We start from the raw sequence: 24262 nt of genomic DNA on the forward strand, positions 1-24262 counted from the left end.
ATCATTGGATGTGGTATCAGGTGGAGAATTATTTACAGCTTTAAAGGCAGGATTCCCAGCTGAGCGCATTCATTTCCATGGCAATAATAAAAGCATTGCTGAATTAGAGCTAGCTTTTGACTCCAAAATTGGATGTATTGTTGTAGATAATTTCTATGAAATACAGCTTTTAAAAGAAATTTCGGAGCGCCGTCAGCAAAAAATGCGTATTTTATTACGTGTTACACCAGGGGTTGAAGCACATACGCATGATTTCATTACGACAGGTCAAGCAGATTCAAAATTTGGCTTTGACTTAAACAATGGCCAAGCGGATGAAGCATTCCAACAAACATTTAATCATGAATTCCTAGAGCTATTAGGCTTACATTGCCATATCGGCTCACAAATTTTTGACACTGCTGGCTTTGGCTTAGCTGGAGAAAAGTTGATTGACAAAATTTCTGATTGGAACAAGGCTCACGATTTTACGTGTACTGTGTTAAACTTAGGTGGGGGCTTTGGTATTCGTTATACTGAAGAAGATGCACCGCTTGAACCACAAGTATATGTAGAGGATATGATTACAGTTGTAAAAAATAAAGCAACTGTACTTGGACTGAAAATGCCAGAAATTTGGATTGAACCAGGTCGATCGCTTGTAGGTGATGCAGGAACATCTCTTTATACAATCGGTTCACAAAAAACAGTGCCAGATGTGCGAAAATATATTGCTGTTGATGGTGGAATGAGTGATAATATCCGCCCGGCATTATATGATGCTAAGTATGAGGCTGTCATTGCAAGTAAAGCAAATGCGCCAAAAAATGAACTTTATACAGTTGCTGGTAAATTATGTGAATCTGGCGATAAATTAATTATTGATGCTAAACTCCAAGATGCAGCTTCAGGTGATATCTTAGCTATTTTCTGTACTGGTGCCTATGGTTATTCAATGGCTAGTAACTATAACCGTGTACCTAGACCGGCTGTTGTGTTTGTAGAGAATGGACAGCATCAACTAGCTATTCGCCGTGAAAGTTATGAAGATATTGTGCAAAACGATCTCCCGCTAACTTTAAAAAAGGGTGAGTAAATTTGAGGAAAAATAAATGGGTATTGCTAGCGTCGATTTCAACTTTTATTTTGTTGTGGGGCGTTGTCTATTGGGTGTTGGCATCTAAAGGTATTCTCGGACCTGGTTCGTAAGACAGAAATTGGCTTGCGGTAAAAGTACAAATCGTGTAGGATAGTCAAAGATTATGTACAGCTAGAAAAAGAGGGAATAGACAAATATGTTAATTCGATATAAAAAAGCTTTAGAGAAAATAGCAATGGGGCTACTTTCATTTATGCCTAACGAAAAAGACGTAAAAAAGCTTACAGAGACCATCCACTCCTATGAAAATGATGATCATTGGGTTTTATATTTATGGAAAAAGAATGATGAATATGTTGGTATTGTAGGGCTTGTAATCGATGAGGATAACACGGCTACAATCCAGCATGTATCAGTTGTTCCCTCCTATAGGGGCGAGGGTGTAGCAACGGAAATGCTTCAGGAAGTAGCGGAACTTGGCCAATATGAAAGTGTACGCGCTACGGATGAAACACGAAGCTTCGTTCAAAAATGTATCCATTGTATCGATGAAAAAGCAGACGATTAACAACGTCTGCTTTTTCTTTGTTTGCTTTCTTGTCGCTCTGCAAGAATATGTGAGCGATCTCGTAGCATATGTTTATGAAGAAGATAGGTTGAGCTACTAGAAGGCAAAAGCTGTATACGTGTTATGGTTAACTCCAGTAAACTTGCTGAAAGAGGGAGTTGAAAAGCTTGAAAGGACTTGCCTGCTTTAATGGCAGATAAGGTTGTTGTTACTTGTGTTAGGAGTTGATGATAATCAATTTCCTGGAAAAAAATATGACCTTCATTTTTTTTGAAATTATGAAGTGCCTTTTCTAAAATTCGGACAGCGCCAGTATTGTTACCACGTCGCCAATGATAGAAACCTGTTGCAAGCTGCACATAGCCGACTAAAGGATGCAATTTATCACCTGGTGCAATTTTCTTCCAATATTCCTCAAGCACTTCATGGCATTCAAAAAAATCCTGATTGCCATTAAAATATGCACAGTAATCTATAAATAAAGTATGATGCTGTGGATGCATTTTGGACTCCTTTCCTCTATACTAAAAGAACATAGAATCACAGGGTGGTAAAATAATGTCTTATGAAGTAAAACTAGATGCCTTTTCGGGGCCTCTTGATCTATTATTGCATTTAATTCACAGATTGGAAATTGATATCTATGATATCCCAATGGCTGAAATTACACAACAATATATCGACCATATACATGCTATGCAAGTACTGGAGTTAAATGAAGCGAGTGAATATTTAGTGATGGCAGCAACATTGCTGGCTATTAAAAGTCGTATGCTTTTGCCTATTCATGAAGGAGAATTGGAAGACGCAGAATTAGAAGTGGATGGACCTGACCCGCGTGAAGAACTGGTGCAACGACTAATCGAATATAAAAAATACAAAGAAGCTGCCAGCAATTTGCAAGAACTTGAAACTGACCGATCGCAGGTATTTACTAGGCCACCTGCTGATTTAACAGGTTTAGCCTCAGATGAACAAATGGCTTTGTTTGATTTAAATGTCAATATTTATGACATGCTTGGCGCATTCCAAAAATTAATGCGCCGAAAAAAATTGAAGAAACCTTTAAAAACAACAATTGCTAGACAGGAACGATCAGTAAAAGATCAAATGCGTTCAGTTGTTGATTCTTTACGATCAACAGGTGGACGTGCATCATTTTTCGAGCTTTTTCCCTATGAAGATAAGCCGACACTTATTCTGACGTTTGTATCCCTTCTTGAATTGATGAAACGACAGGTCGTCATCGTAGAGCAAGATGGTAACTTTGAAGATTTAACTGTTACCTTACAGAAGGAGGAATGGGAAGATGACGAAAACATTGATGTTACAGAGTAGAATTGAAGCCTTATTATTCGTTGTTGGAGATGATGGCTTAACGATTAAACAATTATCACAACTTTTAGGGGAACAGGAAGAGCTCATTGTTCAGGCGATGAGTGCCTTGAGAGAAGCTTATGACGAGGATTTAACTAGAGGAATCACTGTAAAAGAAATTGCGGGCGTTTATCAGTTAATTACAAAATCAGAGTTTGCTGATACGATTCAAAGATTAGTAGAGAACCCAACGGCCCAATCTTTATCCCAAGCCTCACTCGAAGTATTAGCGATAGTAGCTTATAAACAACCAATTACCCGTGTGGCAATAGAGGATTTACGTGGTGTGAAGTGTGAACGACCAATCCAAACATTAGTTTCACGAGGATTAATTAAAGAGGTAGGGCGCTCTGAGGGAACTGGACGTGCCATTTTATACGGGACAACTAAAGAATTTTTACATTATTTTGGTTTGAATAGTATTGATGAAATGCCACCTCTACCTGATGAAGACCTTATGGAAACTGAACAAGAAACAGATTTATTTATGACTAAATTTCAAGAGACGTTTAGTGGTTCAAAGTAATTTGTTAGGTATAATGCCTAGCCTTCGACAAAAATATAAATCTATATTTTCCTATCATATTGAATAAGGAGTGGCTAGTTGCTTCGGTTATTTCGTTTTACACTGTTTATGATTATTTTGCTAATGGTAATGCTCCCACAAACCAGCTATGCAAGAGGTGGAAGTGGCTATGCTGTCTTAGATGGAGAAACAGGACGTGTTTTAATAGGATCTAACAGCGATGCGCGATTACCTATTGCTAGCTTAACGAAAATTTGGACGGCGCTGGTGGCAATCGAAAATAGTGATCTCCAAGATGAAGTTGTTATTTCACCGAAAGCTGCTATGTCTGAAGGCAGTTCCATTTATTTGCAGGCTGGCGAAACGGTGACAGTAGAAACGTTATTATATGGTTTAATGTTACGTTCAGGTAATGATGCTGCCACAGCTTTAGCAGAGCATGTGGGGGGGTCTGTGGAGGGCTTTGTTAAATTAATGAATGAAAGAGCTGTAATTGCGGGTCTTTCTAATACAGTTTTTATGAATCCATCTGGCCTTCATCATGAAGAACATTTATCGTCTGCAAGGGATACTGCAGAGATGTTAAGAATTGCCCTGCAAAATAAAACCTTTGAGAAAATTGCTTCAACTGTTCTTTATCGGGCAGATACGGTAAACGGAATGCTGTGGGAAAATAAACATCGTTTATTAAGAGAAGGCTCAGGGATGGCTGCAGACATTGATGATGAAACGGAGCAGCCTGTCAGTTCTTTAAAATCAGCCACAGGTACGGCCTTTGCTGGTAAAACAGGCTTTACAAAAGTTGCTGGGCGTACACTTGCAACCGCCTTTCAAAAGGACGGGCAAACATGTATTGTCGTAACATTAAATGAATCAGATGATTGGAATGTTCATCGAGGACTATCCAATAAAGTATGGCAAGATTATAGTCTTGAAACAGTAGTGAAAAAAGGGAAATACAACGTTAATAAGAAATTGTCGATTCGTTTAGAACAGCCTATACGCCTACAATTAAATAAAGAAGAAAAAGAGCAAGTACGGCAAGTTCTACATGTTTCAAGGAAACGTAAGGAAGCTGTCTTGTCAATCTTTATTGGGGAAGACCGTATTTATGCTACACCTGTAAAAGTTGAATCAGCGAATCGTTGAAAAACGAGACGCTGATTTTTTACATTAATTGATTAATTGAGGGTAAATTTGGTAATATGATAATGAGGTTAATAGTCTTAATTTTCTAAAAAAGGGGGAGGAATATTTGAGGAGTGTTTCTGTTGAAACAAATAGTAGACAGATTCAATTAGGGATAATCATTGTATTGTTCTTATCAAGTTTAATTATCCCTGTCATTCTACTATTTCCGATTCAAGAGTGGTTTTATCGACCAAAAGAGGTTTATTATTTTGAACCGTACTTGCAAGCTTATATAATATTTATGGCCGCATTATTGTTCATGGCACTAGCACTATTAATAAATTATTTGATCATACCTGAAACTAAAAAAGGTAAAAGTATTCAACGTGGTATACTGATTACTTCCTTTTTAATTGCTTTAATCTTCATTGCCTTGAGCTTTAATCACTATAAAGTAATGGATTCAAATGGAATTCATATGAATCAATTTTTTAGTTTAAAAGAGGATTTTGTCGCCTGGGAAGAAATAGTGAAAGCTGAGCAAGTAAATGTAAAAAAAGATGGAGCGACAAAGCCTGAGCGACTGGTATTTACATTAAAAGATGGTTCCACAATTGAAGAACCTACATCGACTAAATTGATGCTAGCAAAAAACTTTATTTCCTTTGAGTTAAATCAACGTGGATTAACAATTGAAAATGTGTTTGAATAAAGCTACCGTGTGGTAGCTTTTTTTGTTAGAAAAAAGGAAGTACAAATAGTTTATATAAACATTTTTTAGGAACGATTTGCTTTCTGGTAAAAAGAGCATACTACTATCTAGGACTGATAAAAAAGTTTTTCCTTAATTTGGTGAATGAACAGAAGATAGATAATTACGAATACTCTAATAACAAATGTGAAATTTGTTTTTCTTTAATAATGCTTAAAAGTATGACATAATTTTCACAGATTGGCGGGAAAAATAACCCTATTCATGAGGTTGAAATCGAATGGTGACGAAAGTGTCAATGTGAAAGAAAACTAGAGGTGAAAAAATGGAAAGATTACAAAAAGTCATTGCCTATGCAGGAGTTGCCTCAAGGCGAAAGGCAGAGCAATTGATTTTAGAAGGTAAAGTAAAAGTAAACGGTGAAGTTGTTCGTGAGTTAGGAACAAAGGTATCTAATTCCGATACAATTGAAGTAGAAGGTGTGAAACTTGAAAAGGAAGATAAGGTTTATTTCTTACTATATAAACCACGTGGCACAATTTCAGCTGTAACAGATGATAAAGGACGCAAAACTGTCACAGATTTATTTCATCATATTCCGCAACGTATTTTCCCAGTTGGTCGTCTTGATTATGATACATCTGGATTATTGTTATTGACAAATGATGGAGAATTTTCCTATATGCTGACACATCCAAAGTTTAAAATTGATAAAACGTATATCGCTCGTGTCAAAGGTGTTCCAACAATTGAAGGGCTTAAAAAGCTTCAAAGAGGGATTAAATTAGAGGATGGTAAGACAGCACCAGCTAAGGTTAGTATGACATCCTTTGATGAAAAAGCAGGCAAAGCGATTTGTGAAATTACGATTCATGAAGGTCGCAATCGTCAAGTGCGCCGTATGTTTGAAGCAATTGGTACTCCTGTTGTTAAATTAAAGCGTGAACGCTTTGCATTTTTAGATTTATATGGCCTTGCCCCAGGTGAATACCGTGAATTGACAAAGCATGAAGTAAAACAATTGCGTGTCTTAGCAGAAACAGGAAAGCTTGATTAAAAGAACTTCCCTGAAGAAAGGTTAGATACTGCGAAAGGTATTAAAAATGTTTACACTTTCTTTGTGGTGAAATCGTTCATAAATCATTCATAATTAATAGCTAAGTGTTTTTGTATCATTTTGCTATAATAGGTGAGAATAGTACACCTAGTAACAGTTTGCATAAAAAGAACTGTAGCACATTTTAATCTGGTATTGTTGACGTCCATGTGAAAGAAGTTTTTACATACTCAAAGACGTAAATAAAATGAAAAAGTTCTATCTGGGTCTTTAAAATGTAAAAGCTTCACGTCTACAAAATTACGCTATGTCGTAATTGATAGGGGGTTTATTAACTTGGAGAAAAAGAAAAAGCGACTCGTACTGCGAACGGTCATTTTAGCCGTGCTGGCATTGGCAATTGGGTACACGGTTTATGGAACAGCAACAAAGGAAAAAGTAGAGTTAGTGGCAGTAGGGTCTGAAGCACCTGACTTCACGTTAGTAGATTTAAATGGTGAAAAACATAAATTGTCTGATTATAAAGGACAAGGGGTATTTTTAAACTTCTGGGGAACTTGGTGTAAGCCTTGTGAGAAGGAAATGCCTGCGATGGATAATCAGTATCAAGTGTTTAAAGATCAAGGTGTACAAACATTAGCTGTTAATATTGCGCAAACAGACTTTGAAGTGCAGAATTTTGTCGATCGTTATAATTTATCATTCCCAGTAGTCATTGACAAAACGAAAAGTGTTATGACTGCATACAATGTAGGTCAATTACCTGCTACAGTGTTAATTGATCCAGAAGGCAAAGTAGCGAAAATTATCACAGGTGAAATGACGGAGGAAAATATCGCTTCGTTCATGGAATTAGTGAAGCCGAAATAAGGAGTAAATGACGATGGAAAATATCATTTGTGCTTGTGGTCATAGTAACCCATACGGCACGAAGCTCTGTGAGAAATGTGGTCGTCCTTTAACCGAAGAAGAAAAGCAAAATAAAGTAGTTGATATGCGATATGATGGCATGGCCATTCGTTCAAAAACATACAACAAATCTATCATCGATAAAATATGGAATTTCTTCTCGAGTGTTAAAGTTGGTATTACCTTAATTATTATCACATTGATTGCTGCTTCAATCGGAACATTACTACCACAAGAGTTTTACGTAAAAGCTTCTGATATGGAGAAAGGAGCTTATTACGCAGACGTATATGGTACATTCGGTAAAATTTATTACACGTTAGGCTTATCGGATTTATATAGCTCATGGTGGTTCCAAATTTTAGTTGGTATGCTGGCTGTGTCGATAATCGTAGCGAGTCTTGACCGAGGAATTCCACTTTATAAATCATTAAAAAATCAACGTGTGAAAAGACATGAAAGCTTTATGAAGCGTCAGCGCATTGTCGCGGAAGGGCAAGTGACTGGTAGTGCAGAGGAAACGCTTGATAAAGTAGCACAAAAAATGACTGAGATGAGATATTCTGTTCGTCGAGATGGTAGCGCTCTCTTAGCTGAAAAAGGACGCTTTTCTCGTTACGGCCCGTACATAAACCATGTCGGTCTCATTATTTTTTTAGGTGGAGTCATGCTACGTCTTGTCCCGGGCTTCTATGTCGATGAATCGATTTGGGTTCGTGAGGGAGAGACACGTGCTATTACTGGCATGGACGGTTATTTCATTGAAAACCGTGATTTCATTTTAGAGACTCATGATAATAAACCACAGGGAGAGCAAGTCAAACAGGGTGTGAATGTTGTTGCGAAAAATTTCCAAACAGATATTACACTATACAAACAGCCTGATGACGCACTACCAGGTGATACAGAAAATCTAGAAAAAGTAAAAGATTATTCGATTCGTGTAAACCATCCTTTAAAAGAAGATGGCTTCGCTCTTTACCAAATGGATTATCGTCTAAATGAATTAAAACAAATGAATTTTGAATTAATCAATAAGTCGACAGAAAAATCACTTGGTAAAGTAGAAATTGATTTAACTAATCCTAAAAAAGAATACGATTTAGGTAATGGTTCTTCAGTACAAATTCTTGTTTATACACCAGATTTTGATGGGTTTGAAAACGGAGAGCCACAAACAAAAACTTCAATTCCAAATAATCCAGCATTTTTATTTAAAATGACAACGCCAGAAACACCAGAAGGCGAAGTAAGTTTTGTTGAAATTATGCAACCTCCGTTAGAGCCGCTTGGTGAAAATAAGTACAGAATGAAGTTTGCAGCAGCAGAGATGCGTGATATGTCAGGTATTACGGTCCGTAAAGATAGTACAATTCCTATTTTATTTGTCGGGGGTGTCATCTTTATGATTGGTGTTGTGATAGGTTCTTACTGGAATCACAGACGTTTATGGCTTCAAGTAGAACCAGATGGCCGCGTGTTAATGGCTGCCCATGTCAATAAAAATATGTTCAGCATGAAAAAGGATTTAGATGCTGTAACAGCCTTTGCTACATTGCCTCCGTATATAGACCAGTTAGAGAAAAATGAGGCTAGCGAAGAGTCCACAAATGGTGGCAATAAAGAAAAGGAAGGTGACAACACCTTATGAGTTTGATTGACCTAAGTGGAAACCTATTATTTGTAGCATTTATTGCTTATTTAGTTGCAACATTATTATTTGGTGGCTCCATTAAGCAAGCGAATGCTACTGGTAAGAATACAGGAAAATGGGGTAAGCTTGCCATTGTTGTAACAATTATTGGTTTCCTTTCTCAGCTTGGCTATTTTATTACGCGTTGGATCTATACAGGTCATGCGCCAGTAAGTAATATGTTTGAATTTACAACGGCATTTGGTATGTTCATTGTAGGCGCGTTTATCTTAATTTATTTTATTTATCGTTTGACTGCACTTGGATTAGTTGCCTTACCTGTAGCACTTTTAATTATTGCCTATGCCGCGATGTTCCCAAAAGAAGTAAGTCCATTAGTACCTTCCTTACAAAGTCATTGGTTAACCATTCACGTTATAACGGCAGCATTAGGGCAATCTATTTTAGCCATTAGTGCTGTGGCAGGACTTATTTACTTATTAAAAGTAGTCGATTTAACAAAGCCTTCTAAACAACGTTTTTGGTTAGAAGCCGTGATGTACTGTCTTGTAGTAGTGGTTGGTTTTGTTGCGGTGACATCTACATTTAGTGCGATGGATTATGAGTCTAGCTATAATTATGTTGATAAAGAAGGAACAACGCGAAAAATTATTTATAATTTACCGCCAATTTTCGGTATGAATGAGTATGAAGCTGTTGAAGAACATGGCATGTCACCATTAGTAGAAATGCCAGCTTTAATTAATGCGAAAAAATTAACAACTGTTGTTTGGTCATTAATGGTAGGATCGGTTTTATATTTATTAATTCGATTAATCGCTCGTCGTCGAATTAGTGCCATTTTCCAACCACTCGTTAAACGTGTAAATTTACAATTACTTGATGAAATTGGTTATCGTTCAGTGCTAATTGGATTCCCTGTATTCTCCCTAGGTGCTTTAATCTTTGCGATGATTTGGGCACAAATTGCTTGGAGTCGTTTCTGGGGTTGGGATCCAAAAGAAGTTTGGGCTCTTATTACATGGTTATTCTATGCAGCATTCCTACATCTGCGACTATCTAAAGGCTGGGAAGGTCGAAAATCTGCTTGGTTAGCATTAATTGGATTCGGGATCATTTTATTCAACCTAATTGCTGTTAACTTAATTCTTGCAGGTTTACACTCCTATGCATAACCTGTGAAGCAACAAGCCTTTTCGCTGTAGCGAAGAGGCTTTCTTTTCTTTTCAATATGTGTCACACCATGTACAATAGAAGTTAGAGAAAGATTGGAAGAGAGGGATCGTGAAAGTGTCAGAAAATATTTCAGTATTAGTAGTAGATGACGAGGATCGTATTCGCCGCTTATTAAAAATGTATTTAGAGCGTGAAGGATACCTTGTTGACGAAGCAGAAAATGGTGAACAAGCGATCGAAAAATCTTTAGAAAAAGAGTATCACTGTATTTTACTTGATATTATGATGCCTGAAAAAGATGGGCTAGAAGTATGTGCGGAAATTAGAGAACGTGCAGCAACACCGATTATTTTATTAACTGCAAAAGGCGAAGAAGCGAATCGTGTACAAGGCTTTGAGCTTGGTGCAGATGATTATATTGTAAAACCGTTTAGTCCTCGTGAGGTCGTATTACGAGTGAAGGCTATTTTACGTCGTTCACAAGCGTTCTCACCAGCGACAAATGCATCCTCTTCAAAAGATTTAGTGGTATTCCAGCATTTAATGATCGATCATGATGCACACCGCGTGACAGCAGAGGGAATTGAGGTCAATTTAACACCTAAAGAGTACGAATTATTATACTTCTTAGCGAAATCGCCAGACAAAGTATTTGACCGTGAACAACTACTAAAAGAGGTTTGGCATTATGACTTCTTTGGTGATTTACGTACAGTTGACACACATGTGAAACGATTACGTGAAAAGCTCAACCGGGTTTCAGAAAACGCTGCTAAAATGATTGTGACGGTTTGGGGCGTTGGTTACAAATTTGAGGTTGTCAATGAATAGAATATGGAATAGTGTTGTCGGGAAGCTATGGGTAACCATATTGCTTCTCGTTTCATTTGTATTATTTGTTTTCACGGTATTGATGCTAGAATTTCTTCAAAACTACCACATGCAGCAAGCGGAAATTTCATTACGTCAAACGGCTGCAACAGTGGCAAGTATAGTGGACGACAATGAAACAGCAGAATCCACTTCAGAATTATTAAAAGATATATTACCTACAGGGACCAATGCATTGATAGCTATAAGTCATGTGGAAGTCTCTTTTGCAATGCAAGAAGGTGTAAATAAAAAAGAAATACAAGACACCATTTTAGCTAACAAATCTTTCCATGAAGTATTTCAATCTGATGAACCCATTATTAAAGAAATGATGATGCCTTCTTCTACTGTTCCAGAAAAGATGGAATCGTATGTTGTGCTTGGTTTCCCATTGAATGTTGAAAACGCAGTACATGGAGCTGTCTTCATCTACCAAAGCCCAGATGCGTTACATAAAACGTCTAAGGAAACAACGAAAATTGTCTTTTTAGCGGCCTTTATAGCATTTGTATTGACAACATTTTTTGCGTTTTTCCTTTCTTCACGTATTACTTCACCGCTTAGAAAAATGCGTGAGTTGGCCTTTGAAATTGCTAAAGGTAACTTTGAAGCAAAAATGCCAACGACCCAAAATGATGAAATTGGTCAGCTTGCGGTTGCTTTCAACCAAATGGGACGTCAATTAAAACATAATTTAGAGGTCATCAATCAGGAAAATGAACAGCTTTCAAATATTTTGACATCTATGACAGATGCTGTGATTACATTTAATCGTGACCGTACAATATTATTAAGTAATCCACCAGCCGAACGTCTTATGCAAAAATGGTTTGTCAACAAAGGCTCGCAAAGTGCTAAACCAATTCCACCTGAGCTTTATCATATGCTTGATCATGTGCTGATGTTTGAGGATAAGTTAGAAGAGGAAATTGAAATGGACGGCAATTATTATACATTTACTATTAGTCCTCTTTATAGTGGAGAAATGATACGTGGTGCTGTCGCTGTTATTCGTGATATGACTGAACAACATCGCTTAGAAAAACTAAGATCGGATTTTATTGCGAATGTTTCTCATGAGCTTCGAACACCGATTGCCATGTTGCAAGGATACTCGGAAGCGTTGATGGATGATGATTTTATTCAAGATCAGGAAGAGCGCAATGAAATTACTAAAATTATTTATGATGAATCGAAGCGAATGGGTCGCCTTGTAACAGATTTATTAGATTTGGCACGAATGGAATCAGGGCATATGACCCTCTATAAAGATGAATTACCAATTAATTCTACATTTGAACGTATTACTCAAAAATTTGCCCAAGTAGCAAAAGAAAAGCATGTTCGCTTGATCTTTGACAGTGAATTTAACGACGATGCCATGATTAATATGGATGAAGATCGCATTGAACAAGTGCTCACAAATTTAGTTGATAATGCATTAAGACATACTGATGAAGGGGCTGTCACTGTAAAGGTTGAACAGGAGCCAACCTTTGCTAAAATTTCTGTGCAAGATACAGGGCACGGCATTCCACAGGAGGACCTACCATATGTCTTCGAACGTTTTTATAAAGCAGATAAGGCACGTACTCGCTCTAAAGGAGGAACGGGTCTTGGTTTAGCCATTGCTCGAAATATTGTAAAGGCACATTCAGGTAATATCATGGTAGATAGTGTGCTGAAAGAAGGTACAACCTTCACGTTTTATTTACCGTTCGATTAATAACATGTATTGCTATTAATTGGCTGTAACTTCTATGAATGTAAGACGACAAATACTATAGAACGGGGGTGGAGTGCTTTGAATGACTCCGTGTTCCATCGACTATACGATGCATATCACCAGGACGTGTTCCAGTTTTTAATATATTTAGTAAAAAACCGTACACTCGCTGAAGATTTAGCGCATGAAGTTTATGTACGAGTGTTGCGCTCATATGATCAATTTGCAGGTAACAGCAGTGAGAAGACCTGGCTTTTTGCTATTGCTAAAAATGTAGCAATTGATCATTTCAGAAAGCAAGCTGTACGCCAAAAGCATTCACTTGATTTCTTTGACTGGGAAACGGAACAGCTCCATTCAACCACACCATCACCGGAAGATATGCTACAGGCCAGTGATGAATTTATGCAAGTCGAGTCAGCACTTGAAAACTGTACAGGTGACCAGAAAATGGTCATTATTATGCGCTATTTTCAGGATTTATCTATTGCAGAAACTGCGCAAATACTAGATTGGACAGAAGCTAAGGTAAAAACAACCCAGCATCGAGCCATTAAATTTTTAAGGCAACAGCTACAGCCGATTAAAGAACAGGAGGCGAAACGGCAATGACGCATAAGCCATTTGATGATGAGCAGCTTGAACATGTATTGAACAATGCCCCTAAGCTTTCTGACCACCGTTCAAAAGAAGACATATTAAATCGGTTAATGGCAGATGCTCGCTTGCAGGATAATATTCACCTTCAAGAAGCAATTCAACAACCAGTAGAGGATGAACAAACTCAGCAACAAAGTAATTCTCTGAAACAAGAAGAACGATCAACCGAATCTAAGTTTCGTAAAATACCATTTTTTATGAGTGTGGCAGCAGTTTTTGCGTTAACAATACTCGTAGGCTCAATGGTAATGAATAATCAAGCTGAACAGAAAGATCAAGCTAGTACGGCTGAAACAGCTACGTACTCTACTTTACAGGAAGATCGTGCTACAAAAGATGCATCTGCGAAGGATGAGGTGCTCCAATCCAATATTGTAACAGAGCATGAGCGTATTTTATCTTTACGGTCATCTGTCTATGAAGAAGATGTCAAAGATGCTGTTGTCTTTCGTATTGGTTTAGCTGGACGAGACGCAGAAAGTGTTCCTATGACATATGTAATTCCAAATGAGCGTGTTGCAACTGATTTTGGAACTGAAAAACCTTCTACTTTACAGATGTATGAAAAATACGCTCCTCAAATAGATGAGGAAGCTAAAGGGTTTACAGACTATCATCCTTATAAAGGTGAGTTAAAGGAGAAGGAAGATAAGCTTGTTCATGTTTTACCTAAGGACAATGATTATGATGTTGCTTCAGCTACCGTCAATGAATACAAAGGAACTTTGGAAGATACATTCTCAGATTCTGAATATACAGAAGTAGAGATTCAAAATGAAGATGGTACGCCTTATGAGTTTTCCCAAGATGGTGAGCCAAGTCAAGCTATGTCATTAACAGGTGCCAAACATTATAATTATTATTTATACAAGGATCCAAATGGAGCAGAATATTTATCTCCAGATTTCCGTCAAACCTTTGCTAATGTGACAGAGGCACTCACACAGATGAAAAATAAAAATGATGATGTTTATGTGCCAGTTGTTCCTGAAAACGTGACATACACAGTAAAAGAGGAAGCGGATGGTGTAGTCATTACATTTGATATCCCTCTTGATTTAACATCCTTGGAGCCAATTCGAGCTACACAATTAATCGAAGCCATGATGCTAACTGCTGCTAGCTTTGATCAACAGTTACGCTTAGATAATGTTGTTCAGGAAAGCTGGGAAGGATTCGATTTAAAAAATTATTTGCCAAAGCCTGTAGGACCAAATAAACAATATATGCCGTAGTCAAAGAGATAAAAGAAATAGGGTATTCCTACAACGTAGGAATGCCCTATTTCTTTTTGCAATACATACAAATCTAATCGGAATTTTTTGAGCAGAACTATTTACTTTTTCTTAATAATTCATTATAGTAAGGCTGTAGAACAAAATAATATGATTCATCTTCGGGGCAGGGTGAAAATCCCGACCGGCGGTAATAGAGTTGTAAATCGTTAATGAATTTTCATTAACTCGAGAGATTTATGCTAAACTCTTCAGCCCGCGACCTGTGCAAATTTTTTTTGCATGGCTGACTTGGTGCAATTCCAAGGCCGACAGTTAAAGTCTGGATGGGAGAAGATGGAGGTACGATCGTCATTCATTGTTATGAAATAAACTGTGACTGAGCGCTTTTTCGTATGGCTTTAAACGCTGCTCAAAAATAGTTTATATTGACGCCTATTCGTCATGCCTTTCTCCCTTGTGCTTTAGATGCATAAGGGTTTTTTCATGCTAACAATTGAAAGATCGTCACCTTTCTTCTTGCGAGATTGAATCAGCAAAGAGGAGAGAGTTTTCTATGAAGAAAAATGTTAAACTTCAATCGTTTATTACGATTGGTATGCTGAGCAGTATTTCGTTTTTATTAATGCTTTTTAATTTCCCTATTCCGCCTTTCCCAGCATTTTTGGAAGTGGACTTTAGTGATATGCCTGCCTTACTAGCAGCCATCACAATGGGACCGGTAGCTGGTATTTTAGTAGAATTATTTAAAAATGTGTTGGATTGGATTTTCTCAGGTACTCCAACTGGGGTGCCAGTAGGTCATATTGCCAACTTTGCAACAGGTATTTTATTTATTTTGCCAGTAAGCTTTATTTTTAATCGTTTTAAATCGATTGCGGGCCTTATTGGAGGTTTAGCGACAGGTACAATAGTGATGGCAGTGGGAATGAGCGTTTTAAACTATGCTTTATTTTTACCAATGTACACATACTTCCTAGGAATGGAACCAGTTGTAGGAGACTCACTTTATAAAATGATTGTCGCTGGGATTTTACCATTCAACATTGTGAAGGGTATTTTATTAACAGCTATTATGGCTTTATTATTTTCAACAATGCGCAAGTGGATCGACCGCCAGCGCTCAATGTATATAACGAAATAATTGAAGATGAACCTCGGGTGGATGAACTGCTCGAGGTTTTTTGTGGTTTAAACTGGATGGGAGGTAGCTTGGCTAAAGTGAGAGAGATAAAAATCGGAGCGTAAAAATAGAAAAAAGTAATAGAAAATGCTAGCAATCTAGTTCTTTATGATTATTACCTAGTCGAAAGGCATATTTTCATGTAAAATAGAGTTGAGTTTAGAATGTTTGAGGAGTTTTGAAGAGATGAGTGGAAAAAAAGGACAATGGTCAAGTAAATTAGGTTTTATTTTAGCGTCAGCTGGTGCTGCAATTGGTTTAGGAGCGATATGGAAGCTACCGTATGTCACAGGGCAGAGTGGCGGTGGGGCATTTTTCCTAATTTTTGTGCTCTTTACATTGTTAATTGGTTTGCCCATGCTATTATCAGAGTATGTCTTAGGTCGTGGTACACAATCAGAGGCGATAACTGCGTATAAAAAAATCGCTCCGTCAAAACCAGGGTGGGCATGGATAGGCCGAATGGGTGTGCTTGGTTGTTTTTTATTATTAACTTTTTATAGTGTTGTTGGTGGTTGGATTTTCATTTATAGCGGCCTAGGTGTAGCTGGCGCTGTGATAGATCCAGCAATTGATTCAGCTGAATTATTTGGGAAAATTATAGGGACCCCTTGGATTACGCTAGTGGGCTTAGCTTTGTTTACATTAACAAATGTACTAATTATTTCATTAGGTGTACAAAATGGTATTGAGAAAGCTAATAAATGGATGATGCCATTACTCTTTATCATGTTCATTGTTCTTGTTATGCGAGCTGTTACATTAGATGGTGCGATGGAGGGAGTAAAATTCTTCTTATGGCCAGATTTCTCTAATATTACTGGGAAGGCTCTATTAGAAGCACTAGGGCAATCATTCTTTGGACTAGCAGTAGGATTCTCTTGTCTTGTTACATATAGTTCCTATCTAAAAAAAGATGTTAGTCTTCCAAACTCAGCGGGCTCTGTTGTGCTACTAACTGTACTAGTATCTTTTTTGGCAGGACTAGCGATCTTCCCTGTTGTATTTGCCTTTGATTTAGAGCCGGCAGCGGGACCAGGTTTACTATTTATGGTGCTACCGACTGCTTTTAGTCAAATGCCATTCGGGGAAGTATTTTTAGCCATGTTTTTATTGTTATTTTTATTTGCTACATTAACATCATCATTCAGTTTATATGAAATTATCGTAGCAGCCATGATGGAAAATAGTCAGAGATCTCGTCCGATGTGGACACTTTTAATAGGTGTAGTCGTTTTCATTGCTGCCATTCCAGCAGCACTTTCCTCTAGTGTTTTATCGGATGTAACTATTTTCGAGAAAAGTATTTTTGATGCAACCGACTTTTTAGTGTCCAATTTAATGTTGCCATTGGGGAATTTGTTTATTGCGATCTTTATTGCCTATGTAGTGGATAAGGAATTTGTGAAGAGAGAACTGTTAATGGGTAGTAAAATGGGGCAGGGCTATTATTCAACATATCGTATGTTAATGTTAGTCGTTGTACCGATTGTTATTCTCGTTGTATTTATTAATATGTTATTGCAATATTAAAATAAAGATAAGGTGTATCCATTGAAAAGTGGGTGCACCTTTTTTATGTATCGAAAATCAAGATCAATATATTCTAAAAAAACAATGTTATAAAACCTAACATAAGTATTGCGCCATTTTCATTTTTAATGTATTTTAAGGACAGTTATAAAATATTGTGTAAACTAAAATTACATTGGAGTGGTGAAGAATGAAACATTATACAAAAGAAGATATTATTCGTCGGGTAAAGGAAGAAAATGTGAAATTTATTCGCCTACAATTTACTGATATATTAGGAACAATTAAAAATGTCGAAGTCCCTGTGAGCCAATTAGAAAAGGCTTTAGATAATAAAGTCATGTTTGATGGTTCGTCGATTGAAGGGTTTGTCCGTATAGAGGAATCTGATATGTATTTAAAGCCTGACTATGATACATTCGTAATTTTCCCTTGGACTGCCGAGAAAGGAAAAGTTGCTCGCTTCATTTGCGATATTGCGAGACCAGATGGTACACCGTTTGAGGGAGATCCTCGCTCCAATTTAAAACGTGTATTAAAGGAAATGGAGGAGCTTGGGTTTTCATCCTTTAATCTTGGTCCAGAGCCAGAATTTTTCCTGTTCAAGCTTGATGATAAAGGGCATCCAACACTAGAGTTAAATGATAGTGGCGGATATTTTGATTTAGCACCTACCGATTTAGGAGAGAATTGTCGTCGTGATATCGTTCTAGAGTTAGAGGGGATGGGCTTTGAAATTGAGGCTTCTCATCATGAAGTAGCACCTGGTCAGCATGAAATTGACTTTAAGTATGCCAGTGCCATTGAAGCATGTGATCATATTCAAACGTTTAAGTTAGTCGTAAAAACCATTGCTGCACAGCATGGATTACACGCTACGTTTATGCCAAAGCCACTATTTGGGGTCAATGGGTCAGGAATGCATTTTAATCTATCGCTTTTTGAAGGGGATAAAAATGCATTTTATGATGAACATGCGGACTTACAATTAAGTGCAACAGCACGCAGCTTTATGGCGGGGGTAATGAAGCATGTGCATGGCTTTACGGCAATTACGAATCCGCTAGTCAACTCTTATAAAAGATTAGTACCCGGCTATGAGGCGCCATGTTATGTAGCATGGTCTGCTCAAAACCGTTCACCACTCATTCGTATCCCTGCAGCTCGAGGATTGTCTACTCGAATCGAACTACGTTCAGTTGACCCAGCTGCAAATCCTTATTTAGCAATGGCTGTTATTCTTGCATCTGGACTGGACGGTATACGGAAAGATTTAACACCACCTGCAGCAGTGGATCGTAATATTTATAAAATGACAGAGGGGGAGCGTGAGTTAAATGGTATTGATAGCTTACCATCCTCATTGGAATATGCGCTTATTGAATTAGAAATGGATGCCGTAGTTCGAGAGGCTCTTGGCGATCATATTTACGATAAATTTACCGCTGCTAAAGAAATTGAGTGGAATAAATATCGTACTCGCGTCCATAACTGGGAGCGTGAGGAGTATTTAACGATGTACTAAAAAGTGTAGGAGTCTTTTCTCTCCTACGCTTTTTTATATGTGACATGGACATCTTTTTGCTCTATCATTAGAGTAAAGGAGAGTGGACCATGGCACAAACGACTCAAGTTGTAACAATTCAAAATCATGATATTGTGCAATTTGAACATGATATTAATCGAGCTTTAGCAGATTTACGAGGCTTTATCATACTTGATATCAAATACAATACGCTCTATATTGGTGAGCAGACAGTCATCCATTCGGCATTAATTATTTATGAATATAACGATTAGACACCAAAACAGATTAGAATCTGTACGAGTATATCGTTTGGTCATGTCGATGAGACGTGACTTTTTTATTTAAATAAGGATAAGAGAAATACCCGATCTTCTGGAAAGGTTAGAGGTAAAATAGCTACTTCCTCTTTAGTTTTCCATGCGATGTCATAAATTAATCCATCGGGATCTTGAATCATCATTTGTCCACCTGTTATGATGGCTTGAAAATAGCGAACTTCCACTACTTCATTGTGCTTATAATAAATTTCCTTCATAATATCGGCTGTATAGCCTGTTTCCTCATAAACTTCCCGTTTACAGCAAGCCTTAAAATCTTCCGTCGCCTCTTTCCCACCTGATGGGACAGTCCATGTTTTCTCTTCATCAACAGTTCCTTGTAAAACCATTAATAACTGATTCTCTTCGTTCAAACAAATAGCGGCAGCACCTAGCCATTTCATCGTAAAGGCCCCCTTTAACTTCTTTTATACATTTTTATAATGAATACTATTGTAAATAAATATAAGGAGAAACGAACTATAAAAGACTTAAATATGAAAAGCTATTCAAAAAATACTTCCCATTTCACCTGTCCAAAGTTAGCATAAAAAGACAGGTTATACAGCAATATCTATTTTAAGATGGTATCAAGGAGTGAGAGCAATGAGTTGGATTGAGTCGATTCAAAAGGCCATTAATTTTATGGAAGAACATTTATTAGAGGACATCACGATTGAACAGATTGCACAGGAGGTTAATTCATCTGTCTTTCATTTTCAACGAACGTTTGCAATATTGACGGATATGTCCATTGCGGATTATTTGAGACGAAGAAGATTAACATTAGCTGCACAAGAATTAATGGACACAGACCAGAAAATAATCGATCTCGCCTACAAATATGGCTATGAAACTCCTGAAGCTTTTACAAAAGCGTTTCGTAAGCAGCATTATTTAACGCCAAGTGAAGCTAGAAAGAAACAAGGACCATTACAATCATACAATCGCCTGGTCATCCAGGTAAGCTTGAAGGGAGCAGAACCAATGAAGTATAAAATTGTAGAAAAAGACAAGTTTCAAATTGTTGGTGTGAAAAGAACGTATAACTGTCAAAATGGAGAGAACATAAGAGAAATTCCTTTATTTTGGCAAGAAGTGAATCAGAGTGGCCTTGATCATCAGCTATATCAATTAAATAACGGCAGTATCGATGGCGTATTAGGTGTATGTGTACCAAATATAAAGCAAGGACAAAAGGGATTCATTGATTACTGGATTGCTACTGATCATGTAGGGGATGTTGATGAGGGGCTATTAGCAATGGAAGTCCCTGCATCTAAATGGGTTGTCTTTGAGGTCCATGGACCAATGCCAGATGCGATGCAAAATACATGGAAACAAATTTATTCTGAGTGGTTTCCGTCGAATCCGTACGAGCCAGCAGGGACAGCAGAACTTGAGGTTTACCCGGAGGAAGATCCCTACAGCCCAGATTCATACTCAGAAATTTGGATTCCAATAAAGTAATCGTCAAGCCAAGAATGCAAACCGATGCATTCTTGGCTTTTATCATTCTTATAAAAATTTCCTTTTTAACAGTACATTAAAGATGTAAAATAAATGTATGTTTACAATAAACGATTAAATATTAAATGACTTTTTAATCGTTAATTATTTTCATAAGGGGGTTAAAGGATGATGAGAGGTACGATTCAAAACAAACGTGTTGAAATTTCACAAGTGGAAGCATAGCACTTCTTAAAATCAGGGAGAGTAGCGCATGTCGCAACTGTTGATGAGGAAGGCTTTCCTTACGTAATTCCTTTTGTCTATGTATATGAAGGGGATGACAAACTTACACGAATCGAGGAGGTATCTAAGAAAGAATGGTTCTTTGATGCTCTTCTAGAGAAGTATGGCAATCCTGAATGGACATTTGAAAGAGAAGGCTATCCGATTCTGCCTAAAATTGAGCTTTTTGAGGTACAAATAGAAAAAATAACTGGAAAAATAAATCACAGCATGTATCACTGATAAAAAAGGCTAAGTATTAGTTGAAATCTACCATCCTTAGCCTTTTCATTTTACGAGTTAGTTAAAGTGAATAATTGAAGCGTATTGTCAGTATCGTCATAGCCTTGGTAAATAAAGTTCAATTTCTTTAAAACCTTGATAGAATTGATATTTGCAGCCTCAACTTTTGCAACAATTGTATTCATTGCTAAGTTCGTAAAGGCGTAATCAATTAAAGCAGTTATAGCTTCTGTTGCATAGCCCTTTCCCCAATGAACCTTCGCTAAATCATAGCCAATCTCAGTGATAGCATGGTCAAAATCAAACATATTAAAGCCACATGAGCCAATGATATGATTGGATGCCTTTTCAAAGATTGTGAAACGGAGCGCCTTTTGTTGATCTGCTAATTGTTCCAGTAGTTCAATCATTTCTAGGGCCTGGTCTTCATGTGTAAAATAAGTGATATTCATATATTTGGTTACATCAGGATCTGACCAAATGGCCAATAAATGTTTAGCATCAGCCTTCACCATTTTTCGTAGCTGTAATCTTTCAGTGTTAATACATTCAATCAATACTTTTACCTCCAAAAAGTTAGGATGTTGGATGAAAAATATTGCTATCTGTGCATAATTCAGTCCCTTCTAATGAATCTAATTTTATTATAATAGACTGGGTACAGACTGCAAGTAACTGGAGGAAATATTATGATAAGAGTCTCAGAGGAACAATATCCAACCATTAAACAAATGATTTTAAGAGCCCCAACATTTGTTTATAGTATACTAGATCAAATAATAGAAGGAACTGTCTATGCGGATACAACTGCTTTTCAAACTTTATTATTTCATACGAAATCAGGCATTTATTATATATATGGTGATATAAATAAGACTGCGGTTGATCAACAGCTTAGCTATTGCTTTCTAGAATCTATCAAGCAAAAGAAACGTTTTACTCTATTCTCTTCCACAGCACAGTGGGATACTAAAATTGAACAATTATTCGATGGGCTTATTAGAAAATTAGAGCGCTATACATTTTCATTTGATGAAGACATGTATAATCAACGTGAAAAAAGCGAGGGGCATGATTACGAGGTACAACCTATTACTGAACATCTTATTAAAAATTCATTGGAATTCGGGCATGCATATTATGATGAATATTGGGACTCTCCTGCGAATTTTCTTGAAAAAGGCTTTGGCTTTTGTTTAGTCCATCATCACCAAATAATTAGTGAAGCTGTCGCTATTTTTAAATCAAATGATTATGCGGAAATTGATATTATGACGGATCCGAATTTTAGAGGGCAGGGCTTAGCTAGTATGATTGCAGAAACATTTATTGACCGTTGTCTCGCACATGCTATAAAACCTTGTTGGGATTGCGATATTTCGAATACTGCGTCCATTTATCTTGGTACAAAGCTTGGTTTTACTAAGCCGCAAAAATACTCGATTTTTACTAAGAAGGAGCCCACGCTGTCCTCAAAAACATCGTGAGCTTTGTTCCTTAAAAGTATCGATTGCGTAAATCAAAAACACGATAGAATAATCTGGCATCTCTCGCCATTTTATTAGGTGCATTCATATACGGTTGAAGGCATCGTTGAAACTGTTCATCACAATGTCTTGTGCTACCGTGGCGTGTATAGCATTCATCGTGTAGTTTACAGCAAGCATCCACTGCATTCGTAGGCTCGCCTGGCCCTGAGCAGCCAGGACCACAGTACCGATAACCTGGGTAACAAAAACCAAGCTTGCGTTTTCTATTCATTGGCTAAACCTCTCTTTACTATGTTTTTACTATAAAATATGTAACATTTCATGACAAAAGAGGTTAAAAAACTACTAGGCTATTCTTTTAATTTGTAAGGTTGCTGTAAGCTTAAATGAACATAACTGTAAGGATGGGGCGTTATGCTAGCTATAGCATAAAAGATAAGGAGTTAATGCAACATGAATCCATCCGTAACACAGAAAGAACGAATTATTTCCTTAGACATTATTCGAGGATTAGCGTTATTTGGTATTTTATTTATTAATGTAGGTGCCTACCAAGTTCTTATTGAAGGTGGCCCAATGCCTGATTATAGTGGCATCAATGGTGTAATCAATACACTTATTGATATATTTATCGAAAAGAAATTCTTTTCTATTTTTTCATTCCTGTTTGGTGTTGGTTTTTATATTTTCGCTACTCGTGCAGAAGCGCGTGGAGATAGACCGAGATGGCGCTTTGCAAGACGGTTATTGGCATTATTGATTATTGGTATTATTCATATTTTTCTATTTTGGGGCTCGATCCTAGCCATTTACGCAGTGCTTGGATTTTTATTGCTGCCATTTTATTCAGCAAAAGTGACAACAATTAGTAAATGGTTAATGGCTATTATCACGCTTTATATTCTTGCTTTATTAGGACAAATATATATGCCTGCTAATACTACAATGTCAGCTATTTATGGCTTTGTAGGTAATGATGCCGTCTCTATTTTCATTATGTTTTTAAGTGGTTTTTTAGCAGCAAAAGCCGGCTGGATTAGCCATATAACAGAGAATATGCAAAAAGTGAAATGGCTACTTTATGTGACAGGTCCATTATTTATCGGATTTTCATTATGGATTTGGTTGGCATCGCAAGCAGATGATCAACATATACAATCTATTCTTGGCTTAGGTGTTATTCCGACAACATACTTTTATTTAACATGTTTGTTTATAATATTAGAGCAAAAACAAGTAGTGAAACTTCTTCAACCAATCGGACGAGTGGGTCAAATGGCATTTACCAACTATTTAGCACAAAGCTTTATCGGTACTGCTATTATTTCACTAATGGGTTTAGAGGTTGTCTCACCATCAGATATTGTTGTAATAGCGAGCATCATTTTTATTATTCAAATTATTTTTAGTATGCTTTGGTTTAAATTCTTTACAATCGGACCATTTGAAAAGCTATGGCGATATATGACATACGGTAAAAGAGCGGTGACAAAGCAATGATAAAATTCTTGGAATCCCAAACATGTAGTTTGGGATTTTTTCCTGGAGAAAT

General features: G+C 37.1%; 25 protein-coding genes and 1 riboswitch. Of the genes, 21 read left to right on the top strand and 4 right to left on the bottom strand.

Annotation, left to right across the window (positions count from 1 at the left end):
* Positions 1 to 1075, top strand: a 1075-nt coding sequence (gene lysA, locus RT445_RS07930) for a diaminopimelate decarboxylase (RefSeq protein WP_313470378.1), incomplete at its 5' end; no start/stop codon positions are given.
* A 199-nt stretch (positions 1076 to 1274) separates the two neighbouring features.
* Positions 1275 to 1646, top strand: a complete 372-nt coding sequence (locus RT445_RS07935; RefSeq protein WP_274796183.1) for a GNAT family N-acetyltransferase — start codon at positions 1275 to 1277, stop codon at positions 1644 to 1646.
* Here the strand turns inward: RT445_RS07935 and RT445_RS07940 are convergent.
* On the bottom strand, positions 1643 to 2149 hold the full coding sequence (locus RT445_RS07940; protein ID WP_274796184.1) for a DUF309 domain-containing protein: 507 nt from the start codon (positions 2147 to 2149) through the stop codon (positions 1643 to 1645). The two genes, RT445_RS07935 and RT445_RS07940, sit on opposite strands and share 4 nt — an antisense overlap.
* A 55-nt stretch (positions 2150 to 2204) precedes the next feature.
* Between RT445_RS07940 and RT445_RS07945 the strand changes: the two genes are divergently transcribed.
* The 16 genes from RT445_RS07945 to RT445_RS08020 all read left to right on the top strand — a co-directional run bounded on the left by RT445_RS07945 (position 2205) and on the right by RT445_RS08020 (position 19198).
* Positions 2205 to 2984, top strand: a complete 780-nt coding sequence (locus RT445_RS07945; protein WP_312505403.1) for a segregation/condensation protein A — start codon at positions 2205 to 2207, stop codon at positions 2982 to 2984.
* On the top strand, positions 2956 to 3549 hold the full coding sequence (gene scpB, locus RT445_RS07950) for an SMC-Scp complex subunit ScpB (protein ID WP_274796186.1): 594 nt from the start codon (positions 2956 to 2958) through the stop codon (positions 3547 to 3549). Before RT445_RS07945 ends, scpB begins: the two co-directional genes overlap by 29 nt.
* Positions 3550 to 3627: 78 nt before the next feature.
* Entirely contained in the window at positions 3628 to 4698 is a 1071-nt protein-coding gene (locus RT445_RS07955; protein ID WP_312505406.1) for a D-alanyl-D-alanine carboxypeptidase family protein, read from the top strand.
* A gap of 106 nt (positions 4699 to 4804) precedes the next feature.
* The gene (locus RT445_RS07960) at positions 4805 to 5392 is read left to right on the top strand and encodes a hypothetical protein (RefSeq protein WP_274796188.1); all 588 of its coding nucleotides are present in this window, start codon (positions 4805 to 4807) and stop codon (positions 5390 to 5392) included.
* A 325-nt stretch (positions 5393 to 5717) separates the two neighbouring features.
* Entirely contained in the window at positions 5718 to 6449 is a 732-nt protein-coding gene (locus RT445_RS07965) for a pseudouridine synthase (RefSeq protein WP_274796189.1), read from the top strand.
* A gap of 336 nt (positions 6450 to 6785) precedes the next feature.
* Positions 6786 to 7319 (top strand): thiol-disulfide oxidoreductase ResA, encoded by a 534-nt coding sequence (resA, locus tag RT445_RS07970; RefSeq protein ID WP_274796190.1) that lies wholly within the window; start codon positions 6786 to 6788, stop codon positions 7317 to 7319.
* Positions 7320 to 7332: 13 nt separating this feature from the next.
* Complete coding sequence (resB, locus tag RT445_RS07975; protein WP_274796191.1) at positions 7333 to 9009, top strand: cytochrome c biogenesis protein ResB; 1677 nt, start codon at positions 7333 to 7335, stop codon at positions 9007 to 9009.
* Positions 9006 to 10187: a c-type cytochrome biogenesis protein CcsB gene (gene ccsB / locus RT445_RS07980; RefSeq protein ID WP_274796192.1), complete on the top strand. Its 1182-nt coding sequence runs from the start codon at positions 9006 to 9008 to the stop codon at positions 10185 to 10187. The genes resB and ccsB overlap by 4 nt, the downstream gene beginning before the upstream one ends.
* A gap of 115 nt (positions 10188 to 10302) precedes the next feature.
* Entirely contained in the window at positions 10303 to 11019 is a 717-nt protein-coding gene (locus RT445_RS07985) for a response regulator transcription factor (protein ID WP_274796193.1), read from the top strand.
* Positions 11012 to 12787 carry an ATP-binding protein gene (locus RT445_RS07990; RefSeq protein ID WP_274796195.1) on the top strand — a complete coding sequence of 592 codons (1776 nt, stop codon included), beginning with the start codon at positions 11012 to 11014 and terminating at the stop codon, positions 12785 to 12787. Before RT445_RS07985 ends, RT445_RS07990 begins: the two co-directional genes overlap by 8 nt.
* A gap of 78 nt (positions 12788 to 12865) precedes the next feature.
* Positions 12866 to 13399 (top strand): RNA polymerase sigma factor SigX, encoded by a 534-nt coding sequence (gene sigX, locus RT445_RS07995; RefSeq protein WP_396631733.1) that lies wholly within the window; start codon positions 12866 to 12868, stop codon positions 13397 to 13399.
* On the top strand, positions 13396 to 14682 hold the full coding sequence (locus tag RT445_RS08000; RefSeq protein ID WP_274796196.1) for an RNA polymerase subunit sigma: 1287 nt from the start codon (positions 13396 to 13398) through the stop codon (positions 14680 to 14682). Before sigX ends, RT445_RS08000 begins: the two co-directional genes overlap by 4 nt.
* 153 nt (positions 14683 to 14835) lie before the next feature.
* A riboswitch (FMN riboswitch) is annotated at positions 14836 to 15024 on the top strand.
* A gap of 214 nt (positions 15025 to 15238) precedes the next feature.
* Positions 15239 to 15826 (top strand): ECF transporter S component, encoded by a 588-nt coding sequence (locus RT445_RS08005; protein WP_274796197.1) that lies wholly within the window; start codon positions 15239 to 15241, stop codon positions 15824 to 15826.
* Positions 15827 to 16051: 225 nt separating this feature from the next.
* Positions 16052 to 17398, top strand: a complete 1347-nt coding sequence (locus RT445_RS08010) for a sodium-dependent transporter (RefSeq protein WP_312505413.1) — start codon at positions 16052 to 16054, stop codon at positions 17396 to 17398.
* A 190-nt stretch (positions 17399 to 17588) separates the two neighbouring features.
* The gene (glnA, locus tag RT445_RS08015; RefSeq protein ID WP_312505414.1) at positions 17589 to 18923 is read left to right on the top strand and encodes a type I glutamate--ammonia ligase; all 1335 of its coding nucleotides are present in this window, start codon (positions 17589 to 17591) and stop codon (positions 18921 to 18923) included.
* A gap of 89 nt (positions 18924 to 19012) precedes the next feature.
* Complete coding sequence (locus RT445_RS08020; protein WP_274796200.1) at positions 19013 to 19198, top strand: sporulation protein Cse60; 186 nt, start codon at positions 19013 to 19015, stop codon at positions 19196 to 19198.
* Between the two features lie 65 nt (positions 19199 to 19263).
* Here the strand turns inward: RT445_RS08020 and RT445_RS08025 are convergent, their stop codons facing one another.
* The gene (locus RT445_RS08025; protein ID WP_274796201.1) at positions 19264 to 19647 is read right to left on the bottom strand and encodes an NUDIX hydrolase; all 384 of its coding nucleotides are present in this window, start codon (positions 19645 to 19647) and stop codon (positions 19264 to 19266) included.
* Positions 19648 to 19849: 202 nt separating this feature from the next.
* Here RT445_RS08025 and RT445_RS08030 point away from each other — a divergent pair, with 202 nt between their 5' ends.
* On the top strand, positions 19850 to 20713 hold the full coding sequence (locus RT445_RS08030; RefSeq protein ID WP_312505417.1) for an AraC family transcriptional regulator: 864 nt from the start codon (positions 19850 to 19852) through the stop codon (positions 20711 to 20713).
* A gap of 557 nt (positions 20714 to 21270) precedes the next feature.
* Here RT445_RS08030 and RT445_RS08040 read toward each other — a convergent pair.
* Positions 21271 to 21777 (bottom strand): GNAT family N-acetyltransferase, encoded by a 507-nt coding sequence (locus RT445_RS08040; RefSeq protein WP_274796204.1) that lies wholly within the window; start codon positions 21775 to 21777, stop codon positions 21271 to 21273.
* 132 nt (positions 21778 to 21909) lie between these two features.
* On the opposite strand from RT445_RS08040, the gene RT445_RS08045 reads away from it, so the two are divergent.
* The gene (locus tag RT445_RS08045) at positions 21910 to 22707 is read left to right on the top strand and encodes a GNAT family N-acetyltransferase (RefSeq protein WP_274796205.1); all 798 of its coding nucleotides are present in this window, start codon (positions 21910 to 21912) and stop codon (positions 22705 to 22707) included.
* A gap of 10 nt (positions 22708 to 22717) precedes the next feature.
* On the opposite strand, the gene RT445_RS08050 is transcribed toward RT445_RS08045, so the two are convergent.
* Positions 22718 to 22981, bottom strand: coding sequence for a Parvovirus coat protein VP1-like protein (locus tag RT445_RS08050; RefSeq protein WP_274796206.1), 264 nt, complete (start codon positions 22979 to 22981; stop codon positions 22718 to 22720).
* 182 nt (positions 22982 to 23163) lie between these two features.
* Between RT445_RS08050 and RT445_RS08055 the strand changes: the two genes are divergently transcribed.
* The gene (locus RT445_RS08055) at positions 23164 to 24210 is read left to right on the top strand and encodes a DUF418 domain-containing protein (RefSeq protein ID WP_312505422.1); all 1047 of its coding nucleotides are present in this window, start codon (positions 23164 to 23166) and stop codon (positions 24208 to 24210) included.
* The last annotated feature ends 52 nt before the right edge of the window (positions 24211 to 24262 follow it).

The organism is Lysinibacillus sp. (assembly GCF_032093475.1).
Classification (GTDB): domain Bacteria; phylum Bacillota; class Bacilli; order Bacillales_A; family Planococcaceae; genus Lysinibacillus; species Lysinibacillus irui.